The 25,121-nt window shown below is 67.8% G+C and carries 26 protein-coding genes; 6 read left to right on the top strand and 20 right to left on the bottom strand.

Annotated features, from left to right (window positions below; genetic code table 11):
- Positions 1–258: 258 nt before the first annotated feature.
- Positions 259–774 (top strand): FKBP-type peptidyl-prolyl cis-trans isomerase, encoded by a 516-nt coding sequence (locus ACU5AP_RS13330; protein WP_128720289.1) that lies wholly within the window; start codon positions 259–261, stop codon positions 772–774.
- Here ACU5AP_RS13330 and ACU5AP_RS13325 read toward each other — a convergent pair.
- Entirely contained in the window at positions 771–1,712 is a 942-nt protein-coding gene (locus ACU5AP_RS13325; protein WP_164918032.1) for a DUF2268 domain-containing putative Zn-dependent protease, read from the bottom strand. The two genes, ACU5AP_RS13330 and ACU5AP_RS13325, sit on opposite strands and share 4 nt — an antisense overlap.
- 185 nt (positions 1,713–1,897) lie before the next feature.
- Between ACU5AP_RS13325 and ACU5AP_RS13320 the strand changes: the two genes are divergently transcribed.
- The 3 genes from ACU5AP_RS13320 to ACU5AP_RS13310 all read left to right on the top strand — a co-directional run bounded on the left by ACU5AP_RS13320 (position 1,898) and on the right by ACU5AP_RS13310 (position 7,119).
- Positions 1,898–3,847 carry a M61 family metallopeptidase gene (locus tag ACU5AP_RS13320; protein ID WP_373863227.1) on the top strand — a complete coding sequence of 650 codons (1,950 nt, stop codon included), beginning with the start codon at positions 1,898–1,900 and terminating at the stop codon, positions 3,845–3,847.
- A gap of 50 nt (positions 3,848–3,897) precedes the next feature.
- Positions 3,898–5,889 carry a M61 family metallopeptidase gene (locus ACU5AP_RS13315; RefSeq protein ID WP_128720292.1) on the top strand — a complete coding sequence of 664 codons (1,992 nt, stop codon included), beginning with the start codon at positions 3,898–3,900 and terminating at the stop codon, positions 5,887–5,889.
- Between the two features lie 108 nt (positions 5,890–5,997).
- Complete coding sequence (locus ACU5AP_RS13310; protein ID WP_433942168.1) at positions 5,998–7,119, top strand: Ppx/GppA phosphatase family protein; 1,122 nt, start codon at positions 5,998–6,000, stop codon at positions 7,117–7,119.
- A 159-nt stretch (positions 7,120–7,278) separates the two neighbouring features.
- On the opposite strand, the gene ACU5AP_RS13305 is transcribed toward ACU5AP_RS13310, so the two are convergent.
- From ACU5AP_RS13305 to gyrA, 5 genes are read right to left on the bottom strand one after another with little or no spacing between them, the layout of a single operon-like run.
- Positions 7,279–8,172, bottom strand: a complete 894-nt coding sequence (locus ACU5AP_RS13305; RefSeq protein ID WP_128720307.1) for a peptidylprolyl isomerase — start codon at positions 8,170–8,172, stop codon at positions 7,279–7,281.
- 35 nt (positions 8,173–8,207) lie between these two features.
- Positions 8,208–9,023: a peptidylprolyl isomerase gene (locus tag ACU5AP_RS13300; RefSeq protein ID WP_373863224.1), complete on the bottom strand. Its 816-nt coding sequence runs from the start codon at positions 9,021–9,023 to the stop codon at positions 8,208–8,210.
- A 44-nt stretch (positions 9,024–9,067) separates the two neighbouring features.
- Positions 9,068–9,553 (bottom strand): pantetheine-phosphate adenylyltransferase, encoded by a 486-nt coding sequence (gene coaD / locus ACU5AP_RS13295; RefSeq protein WP_003165515.1) that lies wholly within the window; start codon positions 9,551–9,553, stop codon positions 9,068–9,070.
- 54 nt (positions 9,554–9,607) lie between these two features.
- Positions 9,608–10,411: an aminotransferase class IV gene (locus ACU5AP_RS13290; RefSeq protein WP_128720309.1), complete on the bottom strand. Its 804-nt coding sequence runs from the start codon at positions 10,409–10,411 to the stop codon at positions 9,608–9,610.
- Between the two features lie 6 nt (positions 10,412–10,417).
- A complete protein-coding gene (gyrA, locus tag ACU5AP_RS13285) occupies positions 10,418–13,159 on the bottom strand; it encodes a DNA gyrase subunit A (RefSeq protein ID WP_128720758.1) in 2,742 nt (913 codons plus the stop codon).
- A 282-nt stretch (positions 13,160–13,441) separates the two neighbouring features.
- Between gyrA and ACU5AP_RS13280 the strand changes: the two genes are divergently transcribed.
- Positions 13,442–13,927: a superoxide dismutase family protein gene (locus ACU5AP_RS13280; protein ID WP_252970247.1), complete on the top strand. Its 486-nt coding sequence runs from the start codon at positions 13,442–13,444 to the stop codon at positions 13,925–13,927.
- Between the two features lie 5 nt (positions 13,928–13,932).
- On the opposite strand, the gene ACU5AP_RS13275 is transcribed toward ACU5AP_RS13280, so the two are convergent.
- A complete protein-coding gene (locus ACU5AP_RS13275) occupies positions 13,933–14,889 on the bottom strand; it encodes a DMT family transporter (protein WP_446681340.1) in 957 nt (318 codons plus the stop codon).
- 61 nt (positions 14,890–14,950) lie between these two features.
- Between ACU5AP_RS13275 and ACU5AP_RS13270 the strand changes: the two genes are divergently transcribed.
- On the top strand, positions 14,951–15,517 hold the full coding sequence (locus ACU5AP_RS13270; RefSeq protein WP_128720311.1) for a nucleoside 2-deoxyribosyltransferase domain-containing protein: 567 nt from the start codon (positions 14,951–14,953) through the stop codon (positions 15,515–15,517).
- Between the two features lie 64 nt (positions 15,518–15,581).
- On the opposite strand, the gene ssb is transcribed toward ACU5AP_RS13270, so the two are convergent.
- The 13 genes from ssb to ACU5AP_RS13205 all read right to left on the bottom strand — a co-directional run bounded on the left by ssb (position 15,582) and on the right by ACU5AP_RS13205 (position 25,037).
- Entirely contained in the window at positions 15,582–16,082 is a 501-nt protein-coding gene (ssb, locus tag ACU5AP_RS13265) for a single-stranded DNA-binding protein (RefSeq protein ID WP_003165522.1), read from the bottom strand.
- Positions 16,083–16,170: 88 nt separating this feature from the next.
- Positions 16,171–16,599: a hypothetical protein gene (locus ACU5AP_RS13260; protein ID WP_003165523.1), complete on the bottom strand. Its 429-nt coding sequence runs from the start codon at positions 16,597–16,599 to the stop codon at positions 16,171–16,173.
- The gene (locus ACU5AP_RS13255) at positions 16,596–17,264 is read right to left on the bottom strand and encodes a hypothetical protein (RefSeq protein ID WP_046654628.1); all 669 of its coding nucleotides are present in this window, start codon (positions 17,262–17,264) and stop codon (positions 16,596–16,598) included. The genes ACU5AP_RS13260 and ACU5AP_RS13255 overlap by 4 nt, the downstream gene beginning before the upstream one ends.
- Before the next feature lie 79 nt (positions 17,265–17,343).
- The gene (locus ACU5AP_RS13250; RefSeq protein ID WP_128720312.1) at positions 17,344–20,061 is read right to left on the bottom strand and encodes a transcriptional regulator; all 2,718 of its coding nucleotides are present in this window, start codon (positions 20,059–20,061) and stop codon (positions 17,344–17,346) included.
- 248 nt (positions 20,062–20,309) lie between these two features.
- Positions 20,310–21,134, bottom strand: coding sequence for a flagellin (locus tag ACU5AP_RS13245; RefSeq protein ID WP_003165527.1), 825 nt, complete (start codon positions 21,132–21,134; stop codon positions 20,310–20,312).
- A 134-nt stretch (positions 21,135–21,268) separates the two neighbouring features.
- Positions 21,269–21,550, bottom strand: a complete 282-nt coding sequence (locus tag ACU5AP_RS13240; protein ID WP_128720313.1) for a flagellar protein FlaG — start codon at positions 21,548–21,550, stop codon at positions 21,269–21,271.
- A gap of 91 nt (positions 21,551–21,641) precedes the next feature.
- Positions 21,642–22,445, bottom strand: coding sequence for a flagellin (locus ACU5AP_RS13235; RefSeq protein ID WP_046654631.1), 804 nt, complete (start codon positions 22,443–22,445; stop codon positions 21,642–21,644).
- A 111-nt stretch (positions 22,446–22,556) separates the two neighbouring features.
- Positions 22,557–23,363, bottom strand: a complete 807-nt coding sequence (locus ACU5AP_RS13230; RefSeq protein ID WP_003165530.1) for a flagellin — start codon at positions 23,361–23,363, stop codon at positions 22,557–22,559.
- Between the two features lie 209 nt (positions 23,364–23,572).
- Positions 23,573–23,755, bottom strand: coding sequence for a hypothetical protein (locus ACU5AP_RS13225; protein ID WP_313041079.1), 183 nt, complete (start codon positions 23,753–23,755; stop codon positions 23,573–23,575).
- A gap of 28 nt (positions 23,756–23,783) precedes the next feature.
- Positions 23,784–24,206, bottom strand: coding sequence for a hypothetical protein (locus tag ACU5AP_RS13220; RefSeq protein ID WP_128720315.1), 423 nt, complete (start codon positions 24,204–24,206; stop codon positions 23,784–23,786).
- Positions 24,203–24,586, bottom strand: coding sequence for a M15 family metallopeptidase (locus ACU5AP_RS13215; RefSeq protein ID WP_128720316.1), 384 nt, complete (start codon positions 24,584–24,586; stop codon positions 24,203–24,205). The genes ACU5AP_RS13220 and ACU5AP_RS13215 overlap by 4 nt, the downstream gene beginning before the upstream one ends.
- On the bottom strand, positions 24,583–24,855 hold the full coding sequence (locus ACU5AP_RS13210) for a hypothetical protein (RefSeq protein ID WP_446681339.1): 273 nt from the start codon (positions 24,853–24,855) through the stop codon (positions 24,583–24,585). The genes ACU5AP_RS13215 and ACU5AP_RS13210 overlap by 4 nt, the downstream gene beginning before the upstream one ends.
- Complete coding sequence (locus ACU5AP_RS13205; RefSeq protein ID WP_046654639.1) at positions 24,852–25,037, bottom strand: hypothetical protein; 186 nt, start codon at positions 25,035–25,037, stop codon at positions 24,852–24,854. Before ACU5AP_RS13205 ends, ACU5AP_RS13210 begins: the two co-directional genes overlap by 4 nt.
- Positions 25,038–25,121: the final 84 nt, after the last annotated feature.

The following is a 25,121-nucleotide window of genomic DNA, read 5'->3' as shown; positions in this document are numbered from 1 at the left end:
GACCGGCGATCCGTGACCGTAAATGTCTCTCGGCGCCCACCCTCGATCCGCGAACAGATCAGGACGCCTGGATGTATCCGCCCCCTTGGGGAGGGGCGACGCCTTCGCACCGGTCGGAGGGCGACAAACCGGGCCTCGGCGCTTTCGCGCGGGATTCAGGGAATCTGCGAACGCGCATATATACGCCCTTCTTCGGCGAAATAAAGGCCCCTCACGCGAGCAGTCGACAGTTTCAATCAGCGTGATAAGCCTAGCCTTATGAAGCACATCGCCCTGCCCGTTCTCGCCGCCCTGTCGCTTGCCGCCTGCGCCTCGACGCAAGACGCTCCTCTCGCCGAACCGCGCACGCCCGTCGGCCCCGCTACCCAGGAGAACTGGGAGGTCGGCCAGGCCGCCTATCTGATGTGGAACAGCCAGCAGCGCGGCTGGAGCGTCACGCCCTCCGGTCTGCAGTATCGTCGCGTCAGCAAGGCCAACCCCAAGGGCGAGCAGCCGACGGCGACCGACACGGTCAAGGTCCACTATCGCGGCACCTTCATCGATGGGCGCGAGTTCGACAGCTCCTACTCGCGCAACGAACCGACCAGCTTCCCGCTCAACCGCGTCATCAAGGGGTGGACCGAGGGCGTGGCCCTGATGCGCGAAGGCGAGACCTATGAGTTCGTCATCCCCGCCGATCTGGCTTACGGCCCGCGCTGGATGGGCACGGAAATCCCCGCCAACTCGGCCCTGCGCTTCACTGTCGAACTGCTTGAGGTGAACCCGGAGCGCTAGTCCAGGTTCATGCCCGGCCTCCAACCGCTCTCAGCGAGGAAGCCCTTCACATCCGTCATCTGCAGTATCGCCTGCAGGGCTTCGCGTTTATCCGGGGCGTTCCTGTAGTAGGCCTTGGCGATCCGGTAGCCGACCCAGTAGCCGAGGTCGCCAGGCTTCTCAGGCGTTGAATTATAGACCCAGGCCGACAGGTCGGTCTTGTCCTGATCAGCGATGAAGGCGGTCTCAATCTCGAGTTCGCGCCCACGAGTCTGCGGCGCGAGATAGGCATAGGCCGGCGCGCCGATCATCAGTTCGGTGACGAACTCCGCGACGCCCTCGGCCATCGACACCTCCAGCACCGTGAACTGCTCTTTTTCAGTAAGCTCCGGCGCCTGCTGGGTGTGGACATACTCGTGGATCAGAACCCCCACGAAGCGGTCCTCGATGTCGGGATTGATGAAGTCGGTGGCGCAGAGCGCCTCCAAGCCCACCTGGATTCCGTCTACCGGACTGCCGACCGCGACCGGGCGGCCGCGACCGATCACAAAGGTCGCCGACGGAAACTGCGCCCCGGGATACTGATCGATGAAGCGGGCCAGCCCCTCGGCGACCCGCGCACGGACGCGCGGCAGGTGGTCAGCGCAGGCCCGCGCCTCGACATAGATTTCGGGTCGAGCAGCCATGGCGTCCGCCATCCTCGCGCCCGTCACCCTGCGCACCTTCGCCAGATGCGTCAGGCCGGTGGAGCCGCCATCCAGATAGGCCTGAAGCTGCTCAGCGCTCGGCCGTCCGGCAGTGCTGTCGTAAAGCGCATAGAAGCGGTCGACGTCGCCGGTCTCGATCACGGGTTCGGGGCTGGCGCGATCCGGCGCCGCCATCTGGGCCGCGAACGTCGGCGACGACGCCGAAAGCGCCAGCACGGCGGCGACGCTCGCCAGAATCCGCTTCCCGCTCATGTGATCTCCATCGCCTTGTGACACCGCTGTCACGCTAGTACGCAATCGAAGCCGGTGAAATCCGCCTCCGCGCAGGCGCCCCAAACATGACGGCGAATTCATCCGCCCACGTCGGGCTTGACCATAGCCGCAACGCACAGTGATCTGCTGCGTCCTCGCCGCCTTGCCGGAAAGTCCCTCTGATGATGCGTCCCGCCGCCCGCCTGCTTGTCACCGCCTGCGCCTCCGCCTTGCTGTTCAGCGCCGGTTCGGCCCTGGCCCAGGTGGGAACGCCCGCCCTGCCCGTCGCCCTGGCGCCGATTCCAGCGGCCAAGGACGAGGCCTATCCCGGCGCCATCAAGCTGGACGTCGACGCCACCGACATCGACCGCCGCCTGATCCAGGTGCGCCAGACCATCCCCGTCAGCGGCCCCGGCCCTCTGGTCCTCTTCTATCCGCAGTGGATTCCCGGCAACCACGGCCCGGTCGGCCCCGTCGCCAACGTCGGCGGCCTGACCTTCACCGCCGAGGGGCGGCGGCTGGAGTGGGTGCGCAACACCGTCCAGCCCTGGGCCTATCAGATCGAGGTTCCGGCCGGCGTGACCGAGGTCGAGGCCGCCTTCCAGTGGCTGACGCCCATTGAAGGCAATCAGGGCCGCGTCGTCGTCACGCCCGAGATGCTGAACATCCAGTGGGAAAAGGCCCTGCTCTATCCGGCGGGCTATTATTCGCGTCAGATCACCTTCCAGCCGACGCTGAAGCTGCCTCAGGGCTGGAACTACGGCGTCGCCCTGGACACCGTCAGCTTCGAGAACGGCCTGGCGACCTTCGCCCCGATCACGCTGGAGCATCTGGCTGACAGCCCGGTCTTCGCCGGCGCCCATTATCGCCAGATCGACCTGGATCCGGGCGGCCGCTCGCCGGTGCGCCTGAACGTCGTGGCAGATGACGCCAAGATGCTGGAGGCGACGGACGAGCACGTCCAACTGCACCGCAATCTGGTCCAGCAGGCCGACCGCCTGTTCGGCGCGCGCCACTTCAACCACTACGACTTCCTGCTGGCCGTGACGGACAAGCTGGGCGGCATCGGGCTGGAGCACCACCGCTCGTCCGAGAACAGCGTCGATGTGAAGTATTTCACCGATCGCGAGGCGACCCTGGCCGACCGCGACCTGCTGGGTCACGAATACACCCACAGCTGGAACGGCAAATGGCGCCGCCCGGCCGACCAACTGACGCCCAATCTGAACGAGCCGCTGCAGAACTCCCTGATGTGGGTCTATGAGGGCCAGACGCAGTACTGGGGCCTGGTCCTGACCGCCCGCGCGGGCCTGATGTCCAAGCAGCAAGCGCTGGACGTCCTGGCCATGAGCGCCGCCAGCTTCCAGCACATCCCCGGCCGCCAGTGGCGCGCCATGCAGGACACCACCAACGACCCCATCATCAGCCAACGCCGCCCCCAACCTTGGAGCAGCTATCAGCGCAGCGAGGACTATTACCGCGAAGGCGCGCTGATCTGGCTGGACGCCGACACCCTGATCCGCGAGCGGACCGGCGGGAAGAAGTCGCTGGACGACTTCGCCAAGGCCTTCTTCGGCGTCGAGGACGGCGACTGGGATCCGGCCCCCTACACCTTCGCCGATGTAACCTCGACGCTGAATGGGGTGCAGAGGAACGACTGGGCCGCCTTCCTGCGCGAACGTCTGGACGCGGTCGGCCCCGACTCGCGCGGACCGCTGGACGGCATTGAGCGCGGCGGCTACCGCCTGGTCTTCAAGGAGGAGCCGTCCGGCTACATGGGCGCCCTCTACAAGGAGCTGGGGCGCAACGACTTCACCTATTCGCTCGGCTTCATGATGAATGGTGCGAACAAGATCACCTCCGTCCTGTGGGGCGGCCCGGCCTTCGAACAAGGCCTGACCTCAGGCTGGGAAGTCGTCGCCGTCGGCGGGCGCGCCGCATCGGCCGACGCGCTGAAAGAAGCCGTCACCGCCGCCAAGGGGACGTCCGAACCGATCGAGCTGATCCTCAAGAACGGCGACCGCTTCCGGACGGTGCGCTTCGACTACCACGACGGCCTGCGCTATCCGCATCTTGAACGGATCGAAGGCACGCCCGACCGACTGGGCGACATCCTGTCGCCTCGCCGCCGATAACGCCTCCTGCCAAGCCTAATACCGACCGCTTTCTGAGTTCTGGATACCCGATGACCCGACGCCTGCCCGCCGCCGCCCTCGCCCTGCTGCTGACCTCGGCCGCCTCGACCGCGCTCGCTCAGCAATGGACCGGCCCGCAGGCCCCCGCCGCGCCGTCGCCGCAGAACACGCCGCTGGCCCTGCCCCGCGCCCTGCCGCCGATCCCGGCGCCGACGGCCGAGGCCTATCCCGGCGTCATCCGCTATGAGGTCGACGCCACCGACGTCGAGAAGAAGATCGTCCGCGTGCGCCAGACCATCCCGGTCACGCCCGGCCCCCTGGTCCTGCTCTATCCGAAATTCCTGCCGGGCAACCACGCGGCGACCGGCCCGATCCAGCTGGTGTCCGGCGTCACGGTGCAGGGCGGCGGCGCCCGCATCGACTGGCTGCGCGACACCATCGACCCCTACGCCTTCCACATCGAGGTGCCGCAGGGCGTCAGCGAGATCACCGTCGACTTCCAGTGGCTGACCCAGCCGGACAGCTCGACCTGGCGCGTGGTCATGACGCCCGAGATGGTCAATCTGCAGTGGGAGAAGGCCCTGCTCTATCCGGCGGGCTATCGCTCCACCGGCATCACCTTCGCCCCGTCGATCCGCCTGCCGCAGGGCTGGAAATACGGCGTGGCGCTGGACACCCAAAGCTTCGTCGACGGCCTGGCGACGTTTGCGCCGACCGACCTCTACACCCTGATCGACAGCCCCCTGTTCGGCGGCGCCAACTTCCAGCGCATCGCCATCGACCCGCGCCGCGGAAACGGCGAAGGCGCCGTCCACCTGAACATCGTCGCCGATGCGGCCAAGGATCTGGCCCCCACGACCGAGCAGCTCGGCTGGTTCGAGAACCTGGTCACCCAGACCGACCGCCTGTTCGGCGCCCGCCCCTATGACCGCTACGATTTCCTGGTGGCCGCCACGTCGAAGATGGGCGGCATCGGCCTGGAGCATCATCGCTCGTCCGAGAACTCGGTCCCGACCGACTTCTTCACCAACTGGGGCAAGAGCATGGGGGCCGTCGGCCTCTTGCCGCACGAGTTCGTCCACGCCTGGAACGGCAAGCGCCAGCGCCCGGTCGACGAACTGACCGCCAACCACAACATCCCGACCCAGAACACCCTTCTGTGGGTCTATGAGGGTCAGACGGAATACTGGGGCGATGTGCTGACCGCCCGCTCGGGCCTGGCCTCCAAGGAAGACATTCTGGTCACCGTGGCCGAGAACGCCGCCTTCTATGACAACCAGCCGGGCCGCGAATGGCGCCCGCTGCAGGATGCGAACAACCACAACCTGCTCGGTTATCGCACCTCGAACCCCTATTCGTCGTGGATGCGCGGCACGGGCGACTACTACCGCGAGGCCCTGCTGATCTGGTTGGACGCCGACACCCTGATCCGCGAAGCGACGGGCGGGAAGAAGTCGCTGGACGACTTCGCCAAGGGCTTCTTCGGCGGCGACGACGGCTCCTGGGCGCCGCGCGGCTATACGTTCGACGACGTGGTCGCGGCGCTGAACGCGGTCCATCCGCATGACTGGGCGACCTTCCTGCGCACCCGCCTGGACGCCAGCGGGCCGGACGCCAGGGCCCCGCTGGACGGTCTGGCGCGCGGCGGCTACCGCCTGACCTACACCGACACCCTGACCGCCGACGAGAAGCGCATCCAGTCGGGCTGGGCCAACGACTTCCAGTATTCCCTGGGCTTCACCCTGTCCTCGTCGAACAAGCTGACCGGCATTCGCTGGGGCGGCCGCGCCTTCGACGCCGACATCGGGCCGGGCTGGGAGCTGGTCGCCGTCAACGACATCGCCGCCTCGGCCGAGAAGCTGCGCGACGCAGTCACCGCCGCCAAGGGAACCGACGCCCCGATCCGTCTGCTGCTCAAAAACGGCGACCGCTATCGCACCGTCGATTTCGACTATCACGACGGCCTGCGCTACCCGCGCCTGGAGCGGATTCCCGGCACGCCGGACCGTCTGGGCGACATCCTCAGCCCGCGCCGTCGCTAAGGGTCCAAAGGCGCGCCGAGCAGATCACGGCTTGGCGCGACCGGCCGGGGCGGTTTAACCTGTCGGGGACGGGCGCCGCTTCGGACCGCCCACATGAGAACTCGGCCCATGCCGGAGACCCCTGGCGCGCCCGGACGGCGCGACACGCGGTCCCTGCCTCGGAGGCCCCGCAACAGCGGTGCTTTCGATCGAGACGCGCCCCTCTACGGCGCGCTCGACCTGGGGACCAATAATTGCCGCCTGCTGATCGCGCGTCCGGCGCGTGACGGCTTTCGCGTGGTGGATTCCTTCAGCCGCATCGTACGCCTTGGCGAGAGCCTGTCGCGCACCGGCCGCCTGGACGACCGGGCGATGGACCGGGCCTATGACGCCCTGGCACTGTGCGCCGAGCGCCTGGTGCGCAAGGGCGTCGATCCCAACCGCCTGACCGCCGTCGCCACCCAGGCCTGCCGCATGGCCGAGAACGGCCCCGCCTTCGTCGAGCGGGTTCGGCGCGGCACCGGCCTGCGGCTTCGGATCATCGATCCCTCCGAGGAAGCCGCCCTGTCGGTCGCGGGCTGTCTCAACCTGTTCGATCCGCGCGCCGAGGCGGTGCTGGTGATCGACGTCGGCGGCGGCTCGACGGAACTGTCCTGGCTGATGAAGGGACCGCGCGGCTTCGAAACCGCGGCGTGGATGTCAGCGCCGCTGGGCGTGGTCAGCCTGGCCGAACGCCACCCCGAGCCGGATGGCAGCCCGCCCGAATGGTATGAGGCCATGGTCGCCGACTTCGGCGCCGCCATCGCTACGGGCGGTCCAGAAGGCCCTGACTTCCTGACGCGCGTGGGCGCCGGGCGCGGACATATGGTCGGCACCTCCGGCGCCATCACCAGCCTGGCCGGGATTCATCTGGAGCTGAAACGCTATCAGCGCGATCTGGTCGACGGCCTCTGGATGACGCGCGGCGACTGCGAAAAGGCGGCCGACCGCCTGATCGCCCTCGGTCCCGTCGGGCGCGCGGCCGAGAACTGCATCGGGCCGGATCGCGCCGACCTGGTGCTGGCGGGCGCAGCGATCCTTGAGGCGGTTCAACGCGCCTGGCCGTGCGAGCGGGTGCGCGTGGCCGACCGCGGCCTGCGTGAAGGCCTGCTGCTGCAGAAGATGCGCGAAGACCGGCAACCGAAGCCGCGTCGTCGCCGGCGTCGCAGGGGCGGCGGTGGCGCTGGCGCTGGCGCTGGCGGCGGCCAATAATCGCCCTTCTCCCCTTGTGGGAGAAGGTGGCCCGTTGGGGCCGGATGAGGGGTCTCGCCACGCCTTATGCGGACAATGGGTTGAGCGTCCAGCAACCCCTCATCCGTCAGGCTGACGCCTGCCACCTTCTCCCACAAGGGGAGAAGGACTTTGAAGCGGCTAATCCACCTCGACCGGAAGGTCGATGTCACAGACTGAGAAGTCGGCGCCCCTCGCCGTCCGCGTGGTTTCGACCAGGGCGCGGAACGGGGCGCTGCTCGTGCTCAGGACGCGCACCGTGGGCCGCTCGGCTTCGGCCAGATCGCCCGCTACGCGCACACGCGTCATGCGGTCGGGATCGCTCACGATGCCGTCAGGATTCGGGCTGAACTTCAGGGCGCGCACGACGTCCAGGCCCGACACCACCCGTCCCCAGACGGTGTAACGCTTGTCCAACGCCGGATAAGGCTGGCGCATCAGGAAGAACTGGCTGTTGGCGCTGTCGGGCGCATCGTCACGCGCCATGCCCGCGACGCCGGGACAATACAGGCCCCAGGCGTGGACCTTGCCGTCCGCCGTCGTCCTCATCACGGCGTCAGGCTGGGTCTGCACCGGCAACGACTGGACGAAGCCCATCAGGGCGCCCGCAGGCGCAGCCACGGCGGCGAAGGGCGTCTGTGCGTCACGGCGGAAGGTGAACTCGGCCTTCAGGTCGGGATGCCAGCTCTGGCCCTCGCCTGTGCCCAGGGGATCGCCCGTCTGGGCCATGAAGGCGTCGATGACCCGATGCCAGTTCAACCCGTCATAAAAGCCCGCCTTGGCCAGCAGACGCATGCGCGCGACATGGCCGGGCGCGGCCTCGGGCGTCATCTCCACCAGGATGCGGCCCTTGCTGGTGTCGATGACCAGCAGATTGTCCGGCGCCACCACGCGCCAGTCGCCGGCGGCGATCGCCGGGGCCGCCTCACGAGGCGCAGCGTCGCTGGGCGCCGGCGCAGCGTCCTGGGCCGTCGCCGTGCTCGCCATCAGGGCGGCCAGCAGCGCCGCCCCGGTCATCCGAAGTTGGTGCCTCATGTTCCGCGCCCCTCCCCTGGCGTGGATGTTCGCTTTCAGCCGCCCTGAACGGGCGGCTGGACGTCGCAGATGCCGAAGGACGCGCCCTTGGCGGCCCGCGCCGCCTCGACGGCGGCGTTGAACGGCGCAGAGCCCGGCACAGCCACGCGGATCGTCGGCCGCTCGGCCTCCGGCATGGACGAGGCCAGACGCGCCCGCGTCATGACGTCGGCGTCGGGACCGACGGCCCCGTCGTTGGCGTCGTTGCCCGCCTTGAGCGCGCTCACCACGTCCAGGCCCTGAACGACCCGGCCAAAGACCGTGTAGGCGCCGTTCAGATTGTCGTTCTGGCCCATCATCAGATAGAATTGGCTGTTGGCGCTGTCAGGCGAGCCGGCGCGCGCCATGCCCGCCACGCCGGGGCAGAACAGCCCCTGGGCCGAGGTCTTGAAGTCCGCCGTGACGAACATCTGGGCGTCGGGCTGCGTCACCACCGGGATGGAGCCCATGATGCCGCGCAGGCCCGGCCCGCTGTTCTCGACCGGGGCGAAGCCGCTGTCGCGGCCGCGACGGAAGGTGAACTCGCCCTTCAGGTCCGGAAGTTCGCTGCCGCCCGCGCCGGTGCCCTGAGGGTCGCCGGTCTGGGCCATGAAGTTCGGAATGACGCGGTGGAATTTCAGCCCGTCATAGAAGCCCTGATTGGTCAGGGTGCGGATGCGCTCAACATGGTTCGGCGCCGCGCGCGGCTCCAGCTCCACCAGGATGCGGCCCTTGGCCGTGTCGATCACCCACAGGTTCTCGGGCGCCACAGTGCGCCAATCGCCCGACTGGCCGCCCGACTGGGCCATCGCTCCACCGGCCAGCAGGGTCATGCCCGCCGCCAGCGCCATCACAGACTTGATCTTCAAACCCGACCTCAACCCTTCTTGACCTTGGCCAACACGCTCGCGGCGACGGCGGGGCTGACGAAGCTGTCGATCCGGCCGTCCAGCCGGGCGATTTCCTTCACCAGTCGCGAAGCGATGGCCTGATGCCGCGGATCGGCCATCAGGAACACCGTCTCTATGTCGCTGTTGAGGCGCTGATTCATCGCCGTCATCTGGAACTCATACTCGAAATCGGCGACGGCGCGCAGGCCGCGTATGATGACGCTGGCGTCCAGTTCCTCGGCGAAATGCATCAGCAGGCTGGAAAAAGGCCGCACCTCGATGTCGGCGTTGAAGCGCGCCACCTCGGCCTTGAGCATCTCGACCCGCTCGGCGGTCGAGAACAACGGACCCTTGTCGTCGTTCTTGGCGACGCCGATGACCAGCCGGTCCACCAGCTTGACCGCCCGCCCGATGATATCGAGATGACCGTTGGTGACCGGATCGAAGGTGCCCGGATAAAGTCCGATACGCATGGCCGGCGGCCTCCCCATCGTTTGGGCCCGTTTAGCAGGTGCGAAATGAACGGCCTAGATTTTCTGACGCGGCTGTGATCGCCAAAGGGCGTCTATCTGCTGCACCGCATCCGTCGCGCCGGTGAAGACATGGTCGTCGACAGCCGCGATTTCCGCCGCGGGCGTGGCGCTGTTGCACAGGAAGGCGCCGTCAAACCGGGGCAGGTCCGACAGGCGCACGACCTCGGTCCGCTGCGGCGATCCGGCGCGGTCCAGCGCCTCGCGGATCAGGGCCTGCGCCACCCCGTCCAGCATGGGCGCCTCGGGCCAGACCACCGTCTCGCCCTCGATGAAGCCGACATTCCACAGCGAGCCCTCGGAAATCCGGCCCTCGGCGTCGGTGAACAGGGCGTCGTCGAAACCCGCCAGCCGCGCCATGCGCCGCGCCCGCAACAGGCCCATCGTAGCGACGTGCTTCAGATGCGGCGCCTCGCGGGCATAGACCTGGCTTTGCAGACGCACCCCGTGCGGCAGAGGCGACGCCGGGGCCGAGACGCTGATCATCACCTGCGGCGCACCGACCCAATGCGGCTGACGCAGGGAAAGCTCATTTGAAAACAGGCTGACGCGCAGCCAGGCCTCGCCCCGCCCGGCCAGCGCCGTCCGCATCTGATCGCGCAGGCGATCTTCGGCGACAGCTTCACCGAACAGTTCGATCGCCGCACGGTTGAGGCGGTCCAGGTGCCGATCCAGACCGCGCACCCCGCCCCCCTCCACGCGGAAAGAGGTCAGGGCGCCGTAGTTGAACAAGGCTTGGCGGCCCAGATCCTCAACCCCGGCAGGTCGGCCGTCGATCCAGAGTTCAGGAGCGACGGCCATGCAGGATCAGGCCTCGCCGCCCTCGTCGGTCGACGTCTCGTTGACGTCGCCGTCTTCATCGTCGCCGCCGGAATCGGCCAGACGCTCGACCGAGACGACCTTCTCGTCCTTGCCGGTGCGGAAGATGGTCACGCCCTGGCTGGAGCGGCCGACGATGCGGACCTGGCTGACCGGGGTGCGGATCATCTGGCCGCCGTCCGTGACCAGCATCAGGTCGTCCGACTCCTCGACCGGGAAGGCGGCGGCCAGGCGCGTGCCCGCGCGACCGCCCAGGCCGTGCGCCGTCAGCCCCTGCCCGCCGCGACCCGTGCGGCGGTACTCATAGGCCGAGGACCGCTTGCCGAAGCCGGTTTCCGTGACCGTCAGGATGAACTGCTCGGCCGCGCCCAAGGCGGCGATACGTTCGGGCGAGATCGGGGCGTCGCCGGCCTCTTCGTCATCGGCCTCGACCGTGACGACATCCTCTTCCGCGTCCGCGCCAGCCAGCGCCTTACGCATGGCGTTGGCGTGCTTCACATAGGCGGCGCGCTCTTCCGGCGTCGCGTCCACACGGCCCAGGATGGCCATGGAGATGACCGTGTCGCCGTCCTGCAGGCGGATGCCCCGCACGCCGGTGGAGTCGCGGCCCTTGAACACGCGCACGTCGTCGGCCTTGAAGCGGATGGCCCGGCCCAGGGCGGTCGTCAGCAGCACGTCGTCCTCGGCCGTGCACAGGCCGACGCCGACCATGCCGTCGCCGTCTTCCAGCTTCATGGCGATCTTGCCCGCGCGGTTCACCGTAGCGAAGTCGCTGAGCTTGTTGCGGCGCACGTCGCCCGACTGGGTGGCGAACATGATGTCGTAGTCGCCCCAGGTCGTTTCGTCTTCCGGCAGGGGCAGCACGTTCATGATGCTGTCGCCCGGCTCGATCGGGAGCAGGTTGACGAAGGCCTTGCCGCGCGACTGCGGATTGCCCAGCGGCAGGCGCCAGGTCTTCAGCTTGTAGGCCTTGCCGTTGGTGGCGAAGAACAGGACCGGCGTGTGGGTCGAGGCGCTGAAGACGCTGGTGACGACGTCCTCGTCCTTCATCGCCATGCCGCTGCGGCCCTTGCCGCCGCGATGCTGGGTCCGATAGGCGTTCAGCGCCACGCGCTTGACGTAGCCCGAGTGGGTCACGGTCACGACCATGTCCTCACGCGGGATCAGGTCTTCGTCCTCCATCTCGGCGTCGCCCTCGCCGATGAGGGTGCGGCGATCGACGCCGAACTGATCCTTCACCAGCAGCAGGTCTTCGCGGATGATGGCCAGGACGTTCTTGCGATCCGACAGGATGGTCAGGTGGCCCTGAATGGTGTCGGCCAGCGTGCGCGCCTCGCCGAAGATGTCGTCGCGGCCCAGGCCCGTCAGACGCGACAGCGTCAGGGCCAGGATGGCGCGGGCCTGCTCGTCGGTCAGGCGGATCTTGTCGCCCTCGACCAGGACAGTGCGCGGGTCGGCGATCAGCTCGACCAGGGCCATCATGTCCCCGACCGGCCAGGCCTTGGCCTGCAGCCGCTCGCGCGCCTCGGCCGGATCGGCCGAGCTGCGGATGATGTGGATCACCTCGTCGATGTTGGCGACGGCGACGGCCAGACCGACCAGGACGTGGCCGCGATCACGGGCTTTGGCCAGTTCGAACTTGACCCGGCGGACCACCACTTCCTCACGGAAGTCAAGGAAGAGCTCTAGCAGCTTGCGCAGGCCCATCTGCTCGGGGCGGCCGTGGTTCAGCGCCAGCATGTTGACGCCGAACGAGGATTGCAGCGCCGTATAGCGATACAGCTGGTTCAGGATCACATCGCCCGAAGCGTCGCGCTTCAGCTCGATGACGATGCGCATGCCCAGACGGTCGGACTCGTCGCGAACGTCGGCGATGCCTTCCAGACGCTTCTCGCGCACCATTTCGGCGATGCGCTCGATCAGGGTCTGCTTGTTCACCTGGAACGGCAGTTCGGTGATGATGATGGCGTCGCGGTCCTTGCGGATCTCTTCAATCGACGCCTTGCCGCGCACGATGACCGAGCCGCGACCGTCGCGCAGAGCGTTACGCGGGGCCGTGCGGCCCATGATCTCGCCGCCCGTGGGGAAGTCCGGTCCCGGCACGATGTCCAGCAGGGCGTCGTCCGACACGTCCGGGTCGTCCAGCAGGGCGACCGCGGCGTCGATCACTTCGCGCAGGTTGTGCGGCGGGATGTTGGTCGCCATGCCGACGGCGATGCCGCCTGCGCCGTTGACCAGCAGGTTCGGAATCCGCGCCGGCAGGACGACAGGCTCCAGCTCCTTCTCGTCGTAGTTCGGCTGGAAATCGACCGTGTCCTTGTCGATGTCAGTCAGCAGGGCCACGGCGGCCGGGGCCATCTTGGCCTCGGTGTAACGCATGGAGGCCGGCATATCGCCGTCGACCGAGCCGAAGTTGCCCTGGCCGTCGACCAGCATCAGCCCCATAGAGAAGTCCTGGGCCATGCGGACCAGGGCCATGTAGACCGAGGCGTCGCCGTGCGGGTGGAACCGGCCCAGCACGTCGCCGACCACGCGGGCGCACTTCGAATAGGCGCGCTCCGGCGTCATATTCAGATCGTGCATCGAATAGAGGATGCGACGATGCACCGGCTTCAGACCGTCGCGCGCGTCCGGCAGGGCCCGGCTGACGATCACGCTCATGGCGTAGTCGAGATAGGAGCGTTTCAGCTCATCCTCGATGGTGATGGTCGAAATATCGCCCGGCGCCATGGGGGCGGCGTTTTGGTAGCTGTCGTCGGTCAAGGAAATCAGGCTTTAGATGGCCGGAATCGGAACGTGATCCGCTATTCAGGTTTCTATCATCAGGGGGCCGTGGTGGCAAAGAAACGCCGCTGAAATCCCCGCGTGTAAAAGGACAGGAAATTCATGCGCTTGACACCAACCGCCTTCATCGCGCCCGGCGTTCTGGCGATCGCCCTCGCCGCAGGCGCCGCGTCGGCTCAACAACATGCGGGCCATGCAGGCCATACGCCGGATCAGCACGCCGCCCACATGGCCATGATGCGCGCTACGCCGGGTCAAACCTCTCAGGTCGCCATCATCAACGGCCAGGGCGCCGACATCGGCAAGGCCACCCTGACGCAGGGCGCGACCGGCCTGCTGATCAAGGTCGAGGCCACGGGCCTGACGCCCGGCTGGCACGGCATCCACATCCACGCCACGGGCCAGTGCGAGGCGCCCTTCACCTCGGCCGGCGCTCACATCAACCACGGCGATCCCAAGAAGCCCCACGGCCTGCTGAACGCTGAAGGCCCCGATGACGGCGACCTGCCCAACGTCTTCGCCGACGCCAGCGGCGCCGTGAACGCCGAGGTCTTCACCAGCCACGCCCGCCTGTCGCAGAACGGCCCCGGCCAGTGGCTGCTGGACGCCGACGGCTCGGCCCTGGTGATCCACGCCAACGCCGACGATCACTCCAGCCAGCCCATCGGCGGCGCGGGCGACCGCGTGGCCTGCGCGGTCATCAAGGCGCAGTAAGCCGCCTAAACCTTGGCGGGAGCGCCGGCGCGCAAGCCGCGCTCCCCCAGGGCCACCGTGACCACCCCCGCCAGGGCGATCGCCACGCCGGTCAGGATCTGCGGCGTCAGCATGTCGCCCATGAACAGGCCGCCGATCAGGATCGACACCAGGGGCGAGCCCAGCAGATAGGGCGTCACCCGCCCGGCCTCGCGCCTCTGCACCAGCCAGAACATCAGACTGGTCGCGAACACGGACGAAATCACCCCCGCCCAGATCAGGGTGCCCCACACCAGCGGCGTCGCCGCCTTCGCCGCCTCCCACTGCCCCGTCTCGAACAGGGCCGACCCCAGCGTCAGAGCCGGCAAGGCCATCAGCGCCAGCAGCCCCTGCATCTTCAGCGGCGGAATAGAGGTGGTGCGGCGCGCGATCACCGTCGTCAGCGCCCAGGCCGAGGCGCCCAGCGCCCCGACCAGAATAGCCTTCCAGTCCTGCAAGGCGTGGGGGTCCAGCGTCATCCAGGCCACGCCCATGAAGGCGATCACCAGGCCGACGGTCGCCATCCGACTGATCCGCTCGCCCAGCAACAGGAAGGCGAACAGGGACGTCAGCGGAATCCACAGCTGGGTCGCCACCGTCACCGGGCTGACGTCATGGGCCAGCCAGAAGGCCAGGTAGATCAGACCGTAGTGGATCGGCCCGCCCACCACGGCGATGATGAGCAGGCTCTTCCAGTTCGGAAACGGCGGCCGCACGAACCAGACCAGGCAGGCGGCGGCGATGGCGAAGCGCAGCGCCCCCGTCATCAGCGGCGGCAGCACCTCGGTGGCGACCTTGGCGGCGGCGTTGTTCACCCCCCAGATGACCAGAACGGCCACGATGGCGGCGATCTCGAGCGGCGTCAGCGCGTGCGGGGAGGAGGAGGAACTGGACACGCCCCCATGCTTGCCACAGGGCGCGACGATTGGCCTCTCACGAAGCATGACCGCAGGTTACCCGTCCGCGCCCCCTGCTCCGCCCGTGCGAACCGGCTATAGAGACGCGATGAAGACCTCTGCGCTGCTGTCCGCCCTCGCCGTCCTGACCGCCTGCGTCGCCGCCGCGCCCGCCGTAGCCGAGCCGACGGTCGTCGTCTCGCCCCAGCCTCTGCCGATCGACGACGCTCGGCCGCGCGTCTTCCTGGGCGGCAGCATCGACATGAGCGGCGCGCCGGACTGGCAGGCGGCGCTGACGCAGGCTCTGGGCGACATGGACGTCACCGTGCTGAACCCCCGCCGCCCCGACTGGAACCCCGCCTGGCGCCCCGAGGCGGACGAGCCCGAGTTCCGCCGTCAGGTCGAGTGGGAGCTGGCCGCCCTGGAAAGCGCCGACGTCATCGTCATGTATTTCGCGCCCGGCACGCAAAGCCCGATCAGCCTGCTGGAAATGGGCCTGCACGCGCGCGGCGGAAAGCTGATCGTGCTGGCCCCCGAGGGCTTCTGGCGCAAGGGCAACGTCGACATCACCGCCCGCGCCTATGGCGTGCGTCAGGTCCAGACCATGAACGAACTGACCGCCGCCGTCCGCCAGGCCCTGACCGAAGCCGCCGAGAAGGGCCGCTTCGTGCCCTGATCCTTCATTGAAAAAGGCCGCGCCCCCAGCAGAGGCGCGGCCTTCATATTCCGCTGAACGAACCTTAGAACGGAATGTCGTCGTTCAGGTCGTAGCTTTCCTTCGGACCCGAGGGCTTGTTGGCGCCGCCCGTCGAGAAGCCCGAGGAATAGTCGTCGTCGCGACCGCCGCCGCCGTAGCCGCCGCGATCACCGCCGCCGCCCTGGCTGTCGCCGCGGCCGCCCAGCATGGTCAGCTGGCCGTTGAAACGCTGAATGACGATCTCGGTCGAGTACTTCTCGACGCCCTGCTGATCGGTCCATTTGCGGGTCTGCAGCGAGCCTTCGACGTAAACGGTCGAGCCCTTCTTCAAATAGTTCTCGGCCACCTTGACGATGTTGTCGTTGAAGATGACGACCGAGTGCCACTCGGTCTTTTCCTTGCGCTCGCCCGTGGCCTTGTCGCGCCAGGTTTCCGAGGTGGCGATACGCAGGTTGGCGACGCGATCGCCGTTGTTCAGCGAGCGGATTTCCGGGTCGCGACCCAGGTTGCCGACCAGAATGACCTTGTTGACGCTGCCCGCCATGACCGATGTCCTTTTATTCGTCTTGTCGTCCGCTCCTTAACCGAAACGGACGAAATGTTCTAGTTTCGTTCACCCCATTCAGGGTGGATTAGTTGGGCGCCACCGCCACGGGGCGTCCGTCGATCCGGCGCTGGATGGCCCCCGGAATGGCCAGACGGCCGTCGCCGGTCCGCGCCAGGGCGAAGAACCGCGCGCCGTCCAGGCTCTTGCTGAATTTGACGCCCGTGCGGTCGATGAAGATGAACTGGCCCTGATAGGCGCCGACCATCTCATTGTTGCTGCCGCCCAGGCTCAGGAATTTCAGGCGCATCTCTTCCAGTCGCGCGGCGCAGAACTCGATCTGCGGCTGATCGCGCGCCACCACGTTGAAGCGGGGCGCGTCGCTGGCCAGTTCGCCGACGTGATAGCAGACGCCCTTGTCGGTCGGCGCCTTGAGCTGAGGCGCGCCGCAGGCCGCCAGGGCGGCCGAGCCGAGCACGACGGCCAATCCAGAGGTCAGAACACGCACCTTCGTCACAGCTCCGGGAACTGACAGTTGCGGTCCTGCTGGGCCAGGGTGCGGAAGCGGTTGTTGTCGCTGGACTGCTCGACGCGGCGCGGCACCAGACGCAGGGTGGTGTCGCCCCAGCGGCCGTACTGGGCGTCGCCCGGTCGCACGCAGGTTCCGGCGTAGAGGGCCTGAACGCAGGCGCCCAGGCTCATATTGCCCGACACCTGCCGCCATTCAGAGCCCGTGTGGCGCAGACAGGCCGTGCCCGATGCGGCGGCCGCAGGGCGTGCGGCGTCGGCGGCGCTGGGCTGCCCCACAGGCGCGGCGTCGGCCATCGTCACGACGGGCGCTTCAGGCGGGGGCGCGAAGGAGGCGGTCGGCGCTGCGACCAGGGAGCCGGTCGAATCCAGGCCGACATCCAGGGCGCTGGTGGCCACGCCGTTCTTCTGGGCGCAATCGGCCAGGGTGGCCAGGCCGACGAACTGTCCGTTGACGAAGCAACGCAGCTCGCGCGTCGGCTCCAGGGTCGGGGCCTCGGCGACATCGATGGTCAGTCCGCCCTTGGACGCCGGCGGCGCCTCGACAGGTCCGTCGCGCCCGCCGCTGAACACCAGGGCGGCCGCCACCGCGCCGACGACGGCCAGGCCGGCGCCGACGATCAGGACCGTGCGATTGTCTTTGGAAAGGGCCATGCAGCTCTCAACGCTAACGAAGGCCCCACTAACCCCGTCCGCCCCACGGCCGTCAACCGAAAGCGCCGTTCACCCCGGCTTAGCCTGTGAGTCGCGCCAATGCAGCCTGATAGTTGGCCAGTTGAGCCTGCAGATAGGCCGGCGCCTGCCCCGTGACCGGCGGCTTGGACGCTTCGGGCGACAGGGCGCGATAGGCGTCGCGCATGGCCTTGATCGCCAGTTGCACCTGATCCTTGGACTTGGCGATGGCCTCGGCGCCGGACAGGTTGAGCAACGGCGACAGGTTGACCCCGAAGGTCTTCTTCTTGTCGTCCGCCGACTTGCCGATGAAGCCGGGCGTCAGGCCCAGCCCCGCCAGGGCGTCGCGCCCCCCTTCGCCGGGGATCAGCACGGCGCCGGCCCGCCCGTCGGCGCTGGTGATCGACAGACGCTGGACGCCGCCGCTGGTCACGCGCGTGTCGCCGTCCATGCCCGTCAGATAGTCCCGGTCCGTCTTGATCGTGACCTTGAGATGGCGACCCGAGGCCAGTTCGATCTTGCGCGCCAAGGACTGTAGCGTGTCCTTCGCCTCGATGGTCACGGCCGTCTGCCGCCCGGTCGCGGGATTCTGCACATAGAAGCGGTCGCCGGCGCGCACAGCGGTGGCGTCGACCAGGGCCTTGGAATCGCTCTGATCGATCTCGCCCTGCGGCAGGCCCAGCCGGTCCAGAACGCTGGCGCCTCCGGACGAAACCGTCAGGGCCAGCGGCTTGGCCTGTCCTTCGGCCGCCGTCCAGCTCTGGCTCCATTCCACCTGGCCGGTCTGAGCGTCCAGCCGCGCCAGATAACCGCGCGTGGGGTCGTCCTTCTTGGCGCCGACAGGGCGGTCCGAAACGCCCGTGAGCCAGACCTTGCCGTCGTGCACCTTGACGTCGGCGGCCGTGTCGTCGCCCTCGCCGCCGTAATAGGTCAGCCGATCGGCGCCCGAGGCGGTCAGGTCCGTGGACAAGCTGGCGACGAAGGCGTCCTGCCCGCCCGCGTGGGCGTTGGCGACCTGACCCGCGTTCAGGGCGCCGTTGCCCGTCGCCCCCGACACGATCAGCCGCCCGTTCGCCACCGCCAGACCGGCGATCTCGCCGCCCGAGGACGCGCCGAGGTTCCGCACGCTCAGCAACTCCGGCGCCCCGGTCGGACCGACGCGGAAGTGACGCAGCACGAAGGCGCCGTTCTCGACCCCCGCCGTATAGAGATTGTCGCCGTCGACGGTCATGGCCTGGACGTTGTCGTCTCCCGCCGTGCCGAACTGGGCCGCGCCCGTCGCGGTCGCCTTGATCGGCGCCAGGCTGTGGATCTGGCTTTCGCTGAAGGCCTGGACGTAGCCGTCCCAGCCGCCCACGGCCAGCGCGCCCGGCATGGCCGACTTGGCCCGTCCCGCCACATAGACCCGGCCGTCCGCGCCGAAGGAGACGGCCGTGGCCTCATCCTCGGCCCTGGCGCCGCGCCTCTGGGTCCACTGCTCGCGGCCGTCGGCGTCGAAAACGGTGACGAAGCTGTCCGCCGTCGTGGCCGAAGCTCCGGCCTCGCCAGGAACCAAGGCGCCGACCACTGAGCCGGCGACCGCCACCCGTCCGTCCGCATCCACGGCGATGGCGTAGCCGCTGGCCTTGGAGGCCGCGCCCAAAGCCCGGCTGACCACCACATTGCCCGCCGAATCCAGCTTCATCAGGACGACGTCGGCCTGGCCCTTGATCGGCTGCGTGGAAGAGCCGGCGCTGACGTCGGCCACGATCCACATGGAGCCGTCCGGCCCCGCAGCGCTGGCGCGCACCGTCTCTACGCCGTCCGGCAGGTTGGAGACGCCGCTGCGGCCCTCGACCCAGAAGCTCTCGCCGCCCGCGCCGGCGACCGGATTGCCGTCCGGGTCGAACTTCAGCACTTCGTGACCGCCCTTGGTCCCGACGCCCTGCACCACCTGGATCGAATCCCGCGCCTCTGCGGGAACGAAGCTGATCGTCTCCGCCGAGGTTCCGCTGACCGTCAGTCCCCAGCGCGTCGGCCCGGCGGGCAAGGTGATGGTCTTGTCGCCGACCTTCACGGTCCGCGGCTCGGCCTCGATCATCTGGCGGTGAATGCGGGTCTGCACGCCCGCCGCCTCCAGCTTGCCGTTGATGTGCTCCAGCACCGCATCCATCGTGCGCGGCGTCGACCCCATCTCGGCCAGGTCGATGGCGACCGTCTGGCTGCCCGCGATCGTCTTCACCGTCACGCCGAAACGCACATCGCCCTGGAAGGCGGCGACCTCGTCGGTCAGGGCGCCGTCATGAATCGGGCCGGTCAGATATTTGGAGCTGTCGCGGGCCACGGCCGCCGTCGACTGGCTCTGCGAAGCCGAAACGCCCTGAACGATCCGCACGCCGTCGAACTGGGCCGAGGCCAGAAAGTCCGTCACTTCCGCCATGCCCGAGGCGAAGCGCCGAGACAACTGATCGGACTCCAATCGTCCCACGTTGCGCTCGCCCGCCCGCGTGGTCAGGGCCTCCAGCATCGTCAGCCCCTGATACAGGGCGAAGATCTTGCGATAGTCGCTCGAAGAGGCGCCCTTGACGTCGAGCACCGCGTTTTCTTCGTTGACGAGCTTGCGTCCGCTCAGCGCCGAGCGCAGCAGCTCTGATTGGCTCGGCTTCTCCTTGGCGTCCAGGCTCCAGGGCGCCGTCGGCTGGGTCTTGGGCTTGGCCGCAGGCGCGGCCGAAGGCAGGCCGCCGAGACCCGCTCCGGCGCCGAAAAGACCCAGCAGATAACTGTTGTTGATGGCCGCCAAGCAAACCTCCGCCCGTCAGCATCGCCCGCCACGGTAACGAACTGTTTAACAGTCGCCAGGAACCGCGCGCCGAACACCGCCGTTTTTCGCCTCGCCACAGCCGAGGTGAGACTGCCCATGTCACGCGTGCGCTGGATATTGATGAGGCTGATGAGCCTCTACGGCCTGATCCCTCGACCGACCCGCCGTCGGCCGCCTCCCCTGTCGCTAGGACACGGCGCGCAGCGACGGCTGGGCTAGGGCCGCGATCAGCCCTTGAACAGCGACAGGATGATCTGCGGCGCCTGGTTGGCGATCGACAGCGCCTGAGCGCCCAGTTGCTGCTGAACCTGCAGGGCCTGCAGTCGCGCGCTTTCGCGCGCCATGTCCGCATCGACCAGGTTGCCGACGCCGACTTCCAGCGAGTCCATCAGCTTGGTGACGAACTGGGTGTGCTTCTCGATCTGCTTGGATTGAGCGCCCAGTTCGGCGAGCTTGGCGTTGGCGTCGGTCAAGGCCGCCTCGATGGCCGTCAGGCCAGCGGTTGCATTGGTTTCCGTCGTCAGGTCCAGCCCGGTCAACGAGAGCCCGGCCAGAGTCAGATTCTGACGATTCATCGAAATCGTTTCAGAGGCGTCGGCGTTGGCGAGGAAATCCAGCGCCGTGGTCGAGCTGCCGTCGAGAATGTTCTCGCCGTCAAAAGAAGCGTTGGCCGCAAACGATCCCAGCGATGTCAGCAGAGCCTGAAACTCATCGTCATAGGCCTTGCGCGTCGCCGCCGACGCCGAAGGATCGGCCGCGGCGGTCGCCTTCTGGCGCAACTCGACCAGGATATCGGAAATCTGCTGCCCTGCGGCCAGGGCGACGTCCGCCAAGGAGGTGGCGCGGTTGAGGCTGGTCTTGACCGATTCGAGCGCACTCATGTCGGCGCGCTGGTTCTGCGCGATGGCCCAGGTCGCGGCGTTGTCCTTGGCGCCCTGCACCTTCAGGCCCGTGTTCACCCGGCTCTGGGTCGCCGCCAGCTTGGAGTTGGTGGCGTTCAGGTTCTGAAGCGCGACAAGCGCCGACGCATTGGTGATTACGCTGTTGCTCATGGCTTTCTCGCCTCAGATCCGATTCTGGCGAGCATTAATGACGCTGATTCCTGAGCGTATGGTTAACGCCGTCGCAACGCCTGTTAACGCCGCCCGGCCATGCCGAGGGGCGTTTCATTGTTTAGGAGCGCAGATCAGGCTTCGGTCTTAATGATCTTCCCGACGTCGTAGGCTGGGCTCTGGCGCAGTTTCAGCACTTCCTCGCGGGGAAACTGGCGGATCACCTCTCCCGTCACGCGATCCAGAGTCTTGTAGACATAGCCCGTCGACTCGCGCTCGATCGTCAACCGGTAGCGGCCGGCGTCATCGGCTGCGCCCTGCAACGCCTGAACAGCGGGTTTCGTCTCGACCACGGCGCCCTGCGGCTCGCGGTCCAGATAGGTTACGCTGGAAACTCCTGCGACATTGTCAGCCATATCCCTCTGCGCGGACCTGCCGCGCCTCCCGTCTCAACGACGCGAGAAAGGGGCGAACCCAGCGGCCCGCCCCTTCCCTAACCGCGTCGGATTAGCGGAACAGACCCAGCAGGATCGAGCTGGACTGGTTCGCGATCGACAGCGCCTGCACGCCCAGCTGCTGCTTGGTCTGCAGAGCCGTCAGGCGGGCGCTTTCCTTGGCCAGGTCGGCGTCGACCAGGTTGCCGATGCCGACTTCAAGCGAGTCCTGCATCTTGCTGACGAAGGTCAGCTGGCGATCCATCGACTTGGACTTGGTGCCCAGGTCGCCCAACACGGCGGTGAAGGCCGTGATGGCGCCCTCAACCGCAGCGGTCGTGGCGGTGGCCACGGTCGCGGCGCCGCCCGCGGTGGCGACGGCGGTGTCAGCGCCGGCGATCGCCTTCACGGTGAAGGTGTCGCCCGCGCCCGTGCCGGTGCGGACGTCGACAGCCGCAGCGTTGGCCTTGAACAGGTTCACGCCGTCGAAGCTGGCGCCGCCCAGAGCCTTGGTGATTTCATTGCCCAGGGCGTTGAAGTCAGCCAGATAGGCCGTTTGGGCGTCGCCGGTCGACGAAGCGATGGCGACCGCCAGACCCTTCTGTTCTTCCAGAGCCTTGGTGACGATCTCGCCCGCGGCCAGAGCCACGTCGACGATCGACTGACCGCGCTGGATCGACTGCTTCACCGAGTCCAGAGCGCCCATTTCAGCGCGCTGCGACGTGGCGATGGCGAAGATGGCGCCGTTGTCCTTGGCCGTGGAGACCTTCAGGCCGGTGTTGACGCGGTTTTGCGTGACGTTGAGGTCGCGGTTCGTCGCGTTCAGGTTTTGCAGGGCGATGAGCGCGCCCGCATTGGTGTTGATGCTGTTAGCCATTTTGGCTGTCCTTTGTCTTCAGACGATGGCCGACGCCGTTTTGGCGTCGGTGAGCATTCTGCTCGGTAGCGAGAGGTGGTCAGGCGGCGGCTTCAACCGCCGCCTTCAGCGTTAGCGGAACAGGCCCAGCAGGATCGAGCTGGACTGGTTCGCGATCGACAGCGCCTGCACGCCCAGCTGCTGCTTGGTCTGCAGAGCCGTCAGGCGGGCGCTTTCCTTGGCCAGGTCCGCGTCGACCAGGTTGCCGATGCCGACTTCAAGCGAGTCCTGCATCTTGCTGACGAAGGTCAGTTGACGCTCCATCGACTTCGACTGGGTGCCAAGCTTGCCGAGTTCGGCGGTGAAGCCGCTGATGGCGGTGTCGACGGCCGTGATGGCGGCTTGCGCGGCCGTGGCGTCGGCCGGAGCCGTCAGCGTAGCCGTGGTGGCGACGGTGATCGCCGCGCCCGTGCCGATGTTCTGGGTCGCGCCCGAGGTGCTGGTCAGAACCGACTGCTGCGTGGTGTTGGAGAACAGGTTCACGCCGTCGAAGGTCGCGCCGGCCAGGGCCTTGGTGATTTCACCGCCCAGGGCGTTGTAGTCGGCCAGGTAGGCCGTTTGAGCCGCGCCGGTCGAAGAGGCGATGGCGACCGCCAGGCTCTTTTGTTCTTCCAGGGCCTTGGTGATGGTCTCGCCGGCGGCCAGGGCCACGTCGACGATCGATTGACCGCGCTGAATGGACTGCTTCACCGAGTCCAGAGCGCCCATTTCAGCGCGCTGTGCGGTGGCGATGGCGAAGATCGCGCCGTTGTCCTTGGCCGTGGAGACCTTCAGACCCGTGTTCACGCGGTTTTGCGCGACGTTCAGGTCACGATTCGTCGCGTTCAGATTCTGCAGGGCGATGAGAGCGCCAGCATTGGTGTTGATGCTGTTAGCCATTTTGGCTGTCCTTTGTCTTCGACGATGTCCGACGCCGTTTTGGCTGCCGGGAGCTTTCTGCTCGCAGGCCAAGACCGCAAGGAGCGGGCCAGGCGAGGCCAGCCCCATCTCGAACGCACAGCCTTGATTTTTCAGCGTTAGATTTTGGAAACCATGCCGCCGAGCCCGGCAATATTTGCCCATTCACCCGGTAGCTCGGCGTTTTTTGCCTAGTCACCCGGCAATATCGGCCCAGCTCCCTTTCGCCCCTGCGCCCAGGCGTCGATCAAATCGCGTTCGGCCTTCAGCGTCTCCACAGCCAGGCGCCTGGCGGCGTCGCACGCCGCCACCTGCGCGCCGCGCCGCACATAGGCCGCCTCCAGATCCGCCGCCGTCGGACGCTCGGGCAGCATGGCCAGTTCACAGGGCCGCGTCGCCGCCTCAGCCAGGATCAGCCGGGGCGGCGCAACCGACGACGACGGGCGCGAGGCGGCACAGTTCGCGGTCGTGATCGCGCAGACGCCGAGCGCGATCAGGGTCCAGGGGCGTATCAGCATCATCAGCGGTCCTCGCTCGTGTTTCAGCCGCGACGGTAGCCTGCGTCACGGCCTGGGCGTTGCGGTGAAAGGCGTCGAGATCCTCGAGCTGGCGAGCGCGTGCGGCGGCCTCCAGACTTCGGGCGGACGCCTCGGTCTGCGCCCGATCAAGGCGTTGCTGGGCCGCCTCCAGCCGACGCGCCTGGAGGTGCAGCGGATCCCAGCGCAAGCCTAACCCCCGCCCGACGATCAGCAACAACACGCCCGCCGCCAGCATCGTCGCCCACCAGCCGAGCGGCGTCAGAATCCGCAGGAAACGGCCCATCATGGATAGGCCCTCCAATCCAGTTCGAAATGCGGTCCGTCGCGCAGGCGCGGCCAGTCTCCGCCCCAGATCAGCGGCGCGCTCGCAGCCGCAGCCGCTTCCTTGAACGCCCCGGCGATGCGCGGATACAGCGGCCAGTCCCAGCGCACCCCGCCGTCGACCCAGGCCGCCACGTCGACCGCATGGCCGGTCAGGTGCCTCGAGTTCAACGTCCGGCTGGCCCCGGCTCGCACCAGTTCCGCCTGGCGCGCGGGCGTCCGCAGCCCCTCCGTGATCATGAAGTCCACCGGCGTCAGCAGGATGGCCGCCTCGACCACGGCGACCAGATCGGGATGGACGCCCTTCAACTGCTCGCGCGAGCGTTGCGACAGACGAAAGCTCATGGCTTCCCGCCCGCGCGCAGTCGCGCCAGATTGACGATCTGCTGGGCGCTGGGCGCCACCAGATAGAGCAGCAGCATCAGGGCCATCAGCCCCATCAGCCCCTCGGCGATGCGCGGCAGGTCCGTCGCCGCCGCCCGCGTCACCGCCAGCCGCAACAGCAGCCACAGCGCCAGGCTGGCGGCATAGACATAGAGGCGCCGCCACAGCCAGCGGCCCTCGGCCAGCTCCTGCGGGCGCGCGGCCGGTTTATCGTGATGTTCAGACGTCATTGCCCGTCCTCCGGGTCATCGGGCGCGGCCGAGCTTCGCCAGTCGCCGCCCAGGTGGTCGAAACAGTCGTCGGCCGAGAGGCGATCGGGCGCGGCCCAGGCCTCCTCGTCCAGCAGCGGCTCCAGCTCGCCGAGCGACAGGGCGTCTTCGGCGTCGATGATGCGATGCAGGCGTCGGATCATGGCGCTCACCCCACCGCCGTCAGCCAGACCACGCCGGCCGCGCCTGCGCCGCCTGCGCCCGCCGCCGTCACGCCCGCGCCGCCG

The sequence above is a fragment of the Brevundimonas sp. RM1 genome, from assembly GCF_052907225.1.
The sequence above is the reverse complement of the archived record's forward strand: the minus strand, read 5'-3'. Positions and strand labels throughout refer to the sequence as shown.

Excerpts from the sequence above, each read along its gene's own strand:
- ACU5AP_RS13330 (WP_128720289.1), top strand. The coding sequence starts at position 259 with ATGAAGCACATCGCCCTGCCCGTTCTCGCCGCCCTGTCGCTTGCCGCC.
- ACU5AP_RS13325 (WP_164918032.1), bottom strand. The coding sequence starts at position 1,712 with ATGAGCGGGAAGCGGATTCTGGCGAGCGTCGCCGCCGTGCTGGCGCTT.
- ACU5AP_RS13320 (WP_373863227.1), top strand. The coding sequence starts at position 1,898 with ATGCGTCCCGCCGCCCGCCTGCTTGTCACCGCCTGCGCCTCCGCCTTG.
- ACU5AP_RS13315 (WP_128720292.1), top strand. The coding sequence starts at position 3,898 with ATGACCCGACGCCTGCCCGCCGCCGCCCTCGCCCTGCTGCTGACCTCG.
- ACU5AP_RS13310 (WP_433942168.1), top strand. The coding sequence starts at position 5,998 with ATGCCGGAGACCCCTGGCGCGCCCGGACGGCGCGACACGCGGTCCCTG.
- ACU5AP_RS13305 (WP_128720307.1), bottom strand. The coding sequence starts at position 8,172 with ATGAGGCACCAACTTCGGATGACCGGGGCGGCGCTGCTGGCCGCCCTG.
- ACU5AP_RS13300 (WP_373863224.1), bottom strand. The coding sequence starts at position 9,023 with ATGACCCTGCTGGCCGGTGGAGCGATGGCCCAGTCGGGCGGCCAGTCG.
- coaD (WP_003165515.1), bottom strand. The coding sequence starts at position 9,553 with ATGCGTATCGGACTTTATCCGGGCACCTTCGATCCGGTCACCAACGGT.
- ACU5AP_RS13290 (WP_128720309.1), bottom strand. The coding sequence starts at position 10,411 with ATGGCCGTCGCTCCTGAACTCTGGATCGACGGCCGACCTGCCGGGGTT.
- gyrA (WP_128720758.1), bottom strand. The coding sequence starts at position 13,159 with ATGGCGCCGGGCGATATTTCGACCATCACCATCGAGGATGAGCTGAAA.
- ACU5AP_RS13280 (WP_252970247.1), top strand. The coding sequence starts at position 13,442 with ATGGCCATGATGCGCGCTACGCCGGGTCAAACCTCTCAGGTCGCCATC.
- ACU5AP_RS13275 (WP_446681340.1), bottom strand. The coding sequence starts at position 14,889 with ATGCTTCGTGAGAGGCCAATCGTCGCGCCCTGTGGCAAGCATGGGGGC.
- ACU5AP_RS13270 (WP_128720311.1), top strand. The coding sequence starts at position 14,951 with ATGAAGACCTCTGCGCTGCTGTCCGCCCTCGCCGTCCTGACCGCCTGC.
- ssb (WP_003165522.1), bottom strand. The coding sequence starts at position 16,082 with ATGGCGGGCAGCGTCAACAAGGTCATTCTGGTCGGCAACCTGGGTCGC.
- ACU5AP_RS13255 (WP_046654628.1), bottom strand. The coding sequence starts at position 17,264 with ATGGCCCTTTCCAAAGACAATCGCACGGTCCTGATCGTCGGCGCCGGC.
- ACU5AP_RS13245 (WP_003165527.1), bottom strand. The coding sequence starts at position 21,134 with ATGAGCAACAGCGTAATCACCAATGCGTCGGCGCTTGTCGCGCTTCAG.
- ACU5AP_RS13240 (WP_128720313.1), bottom strand. The coding sequence starts at position 21,550 with ATGGCTGACAATGTCGCAGGAGTTTCCAGCGTAACCTATCTGGACCGC.
- ACU5AP_RS13235 (WP_046654631.1), bottom strand. The coding sequence starts at position 22,445 with ATGGCTAACAGCATCAACACCAATGCGGGCGCGCTCATCGCCCTGCAA.
- ACU5AP_RS13230 (WP_003165530.1), bottom strand. The coding sequence starts at position 23,363 with ATGGCTAACAGCATCAACACCAATGCTGGCGCTCTCATCGCCCTGCAG.
- ACU5AP_RS13225 (WP_313041079.1), bottom strand. The coding sequence starts at position 23,755 with ATGCTGCCCGAGCGTCCGACGGCGGCGGATCTGGAGGCGGCCTATGTG.
- ACU5AP_RS13220 (WP_128720315.1), bottom strand. The coding sequence starts at position 24,206 with ATGATGGGCCGTTTCCTGCGGATTCTGACGCCGCTCGGCTGGTGGGCG.
- ACU5AP_RS13215 (WP_128720316.1), bottom strand. The coding sequence starts at position 24,586 with ATGAGCTTTCGTCTGTCGCAACGCTCGCGCGAGCAGTTGAAGGGCGTC.
- ACU5AP_RS13210 (WP_446681339.1), bottom strand. The coding sequence starts at position 24,855 with ATGACGTCTGAACATCACGATAAACCGGCCGCGCGCCCGCAGGAGCTG.
- ACU5AP_RS13205 (WP_046654639.1), bottom strand. The coding sequence starts at position 25,037 with ATGATCCGACGCCTGCATCGCATCATCGACGCCGAAGACGCCCTGTCG.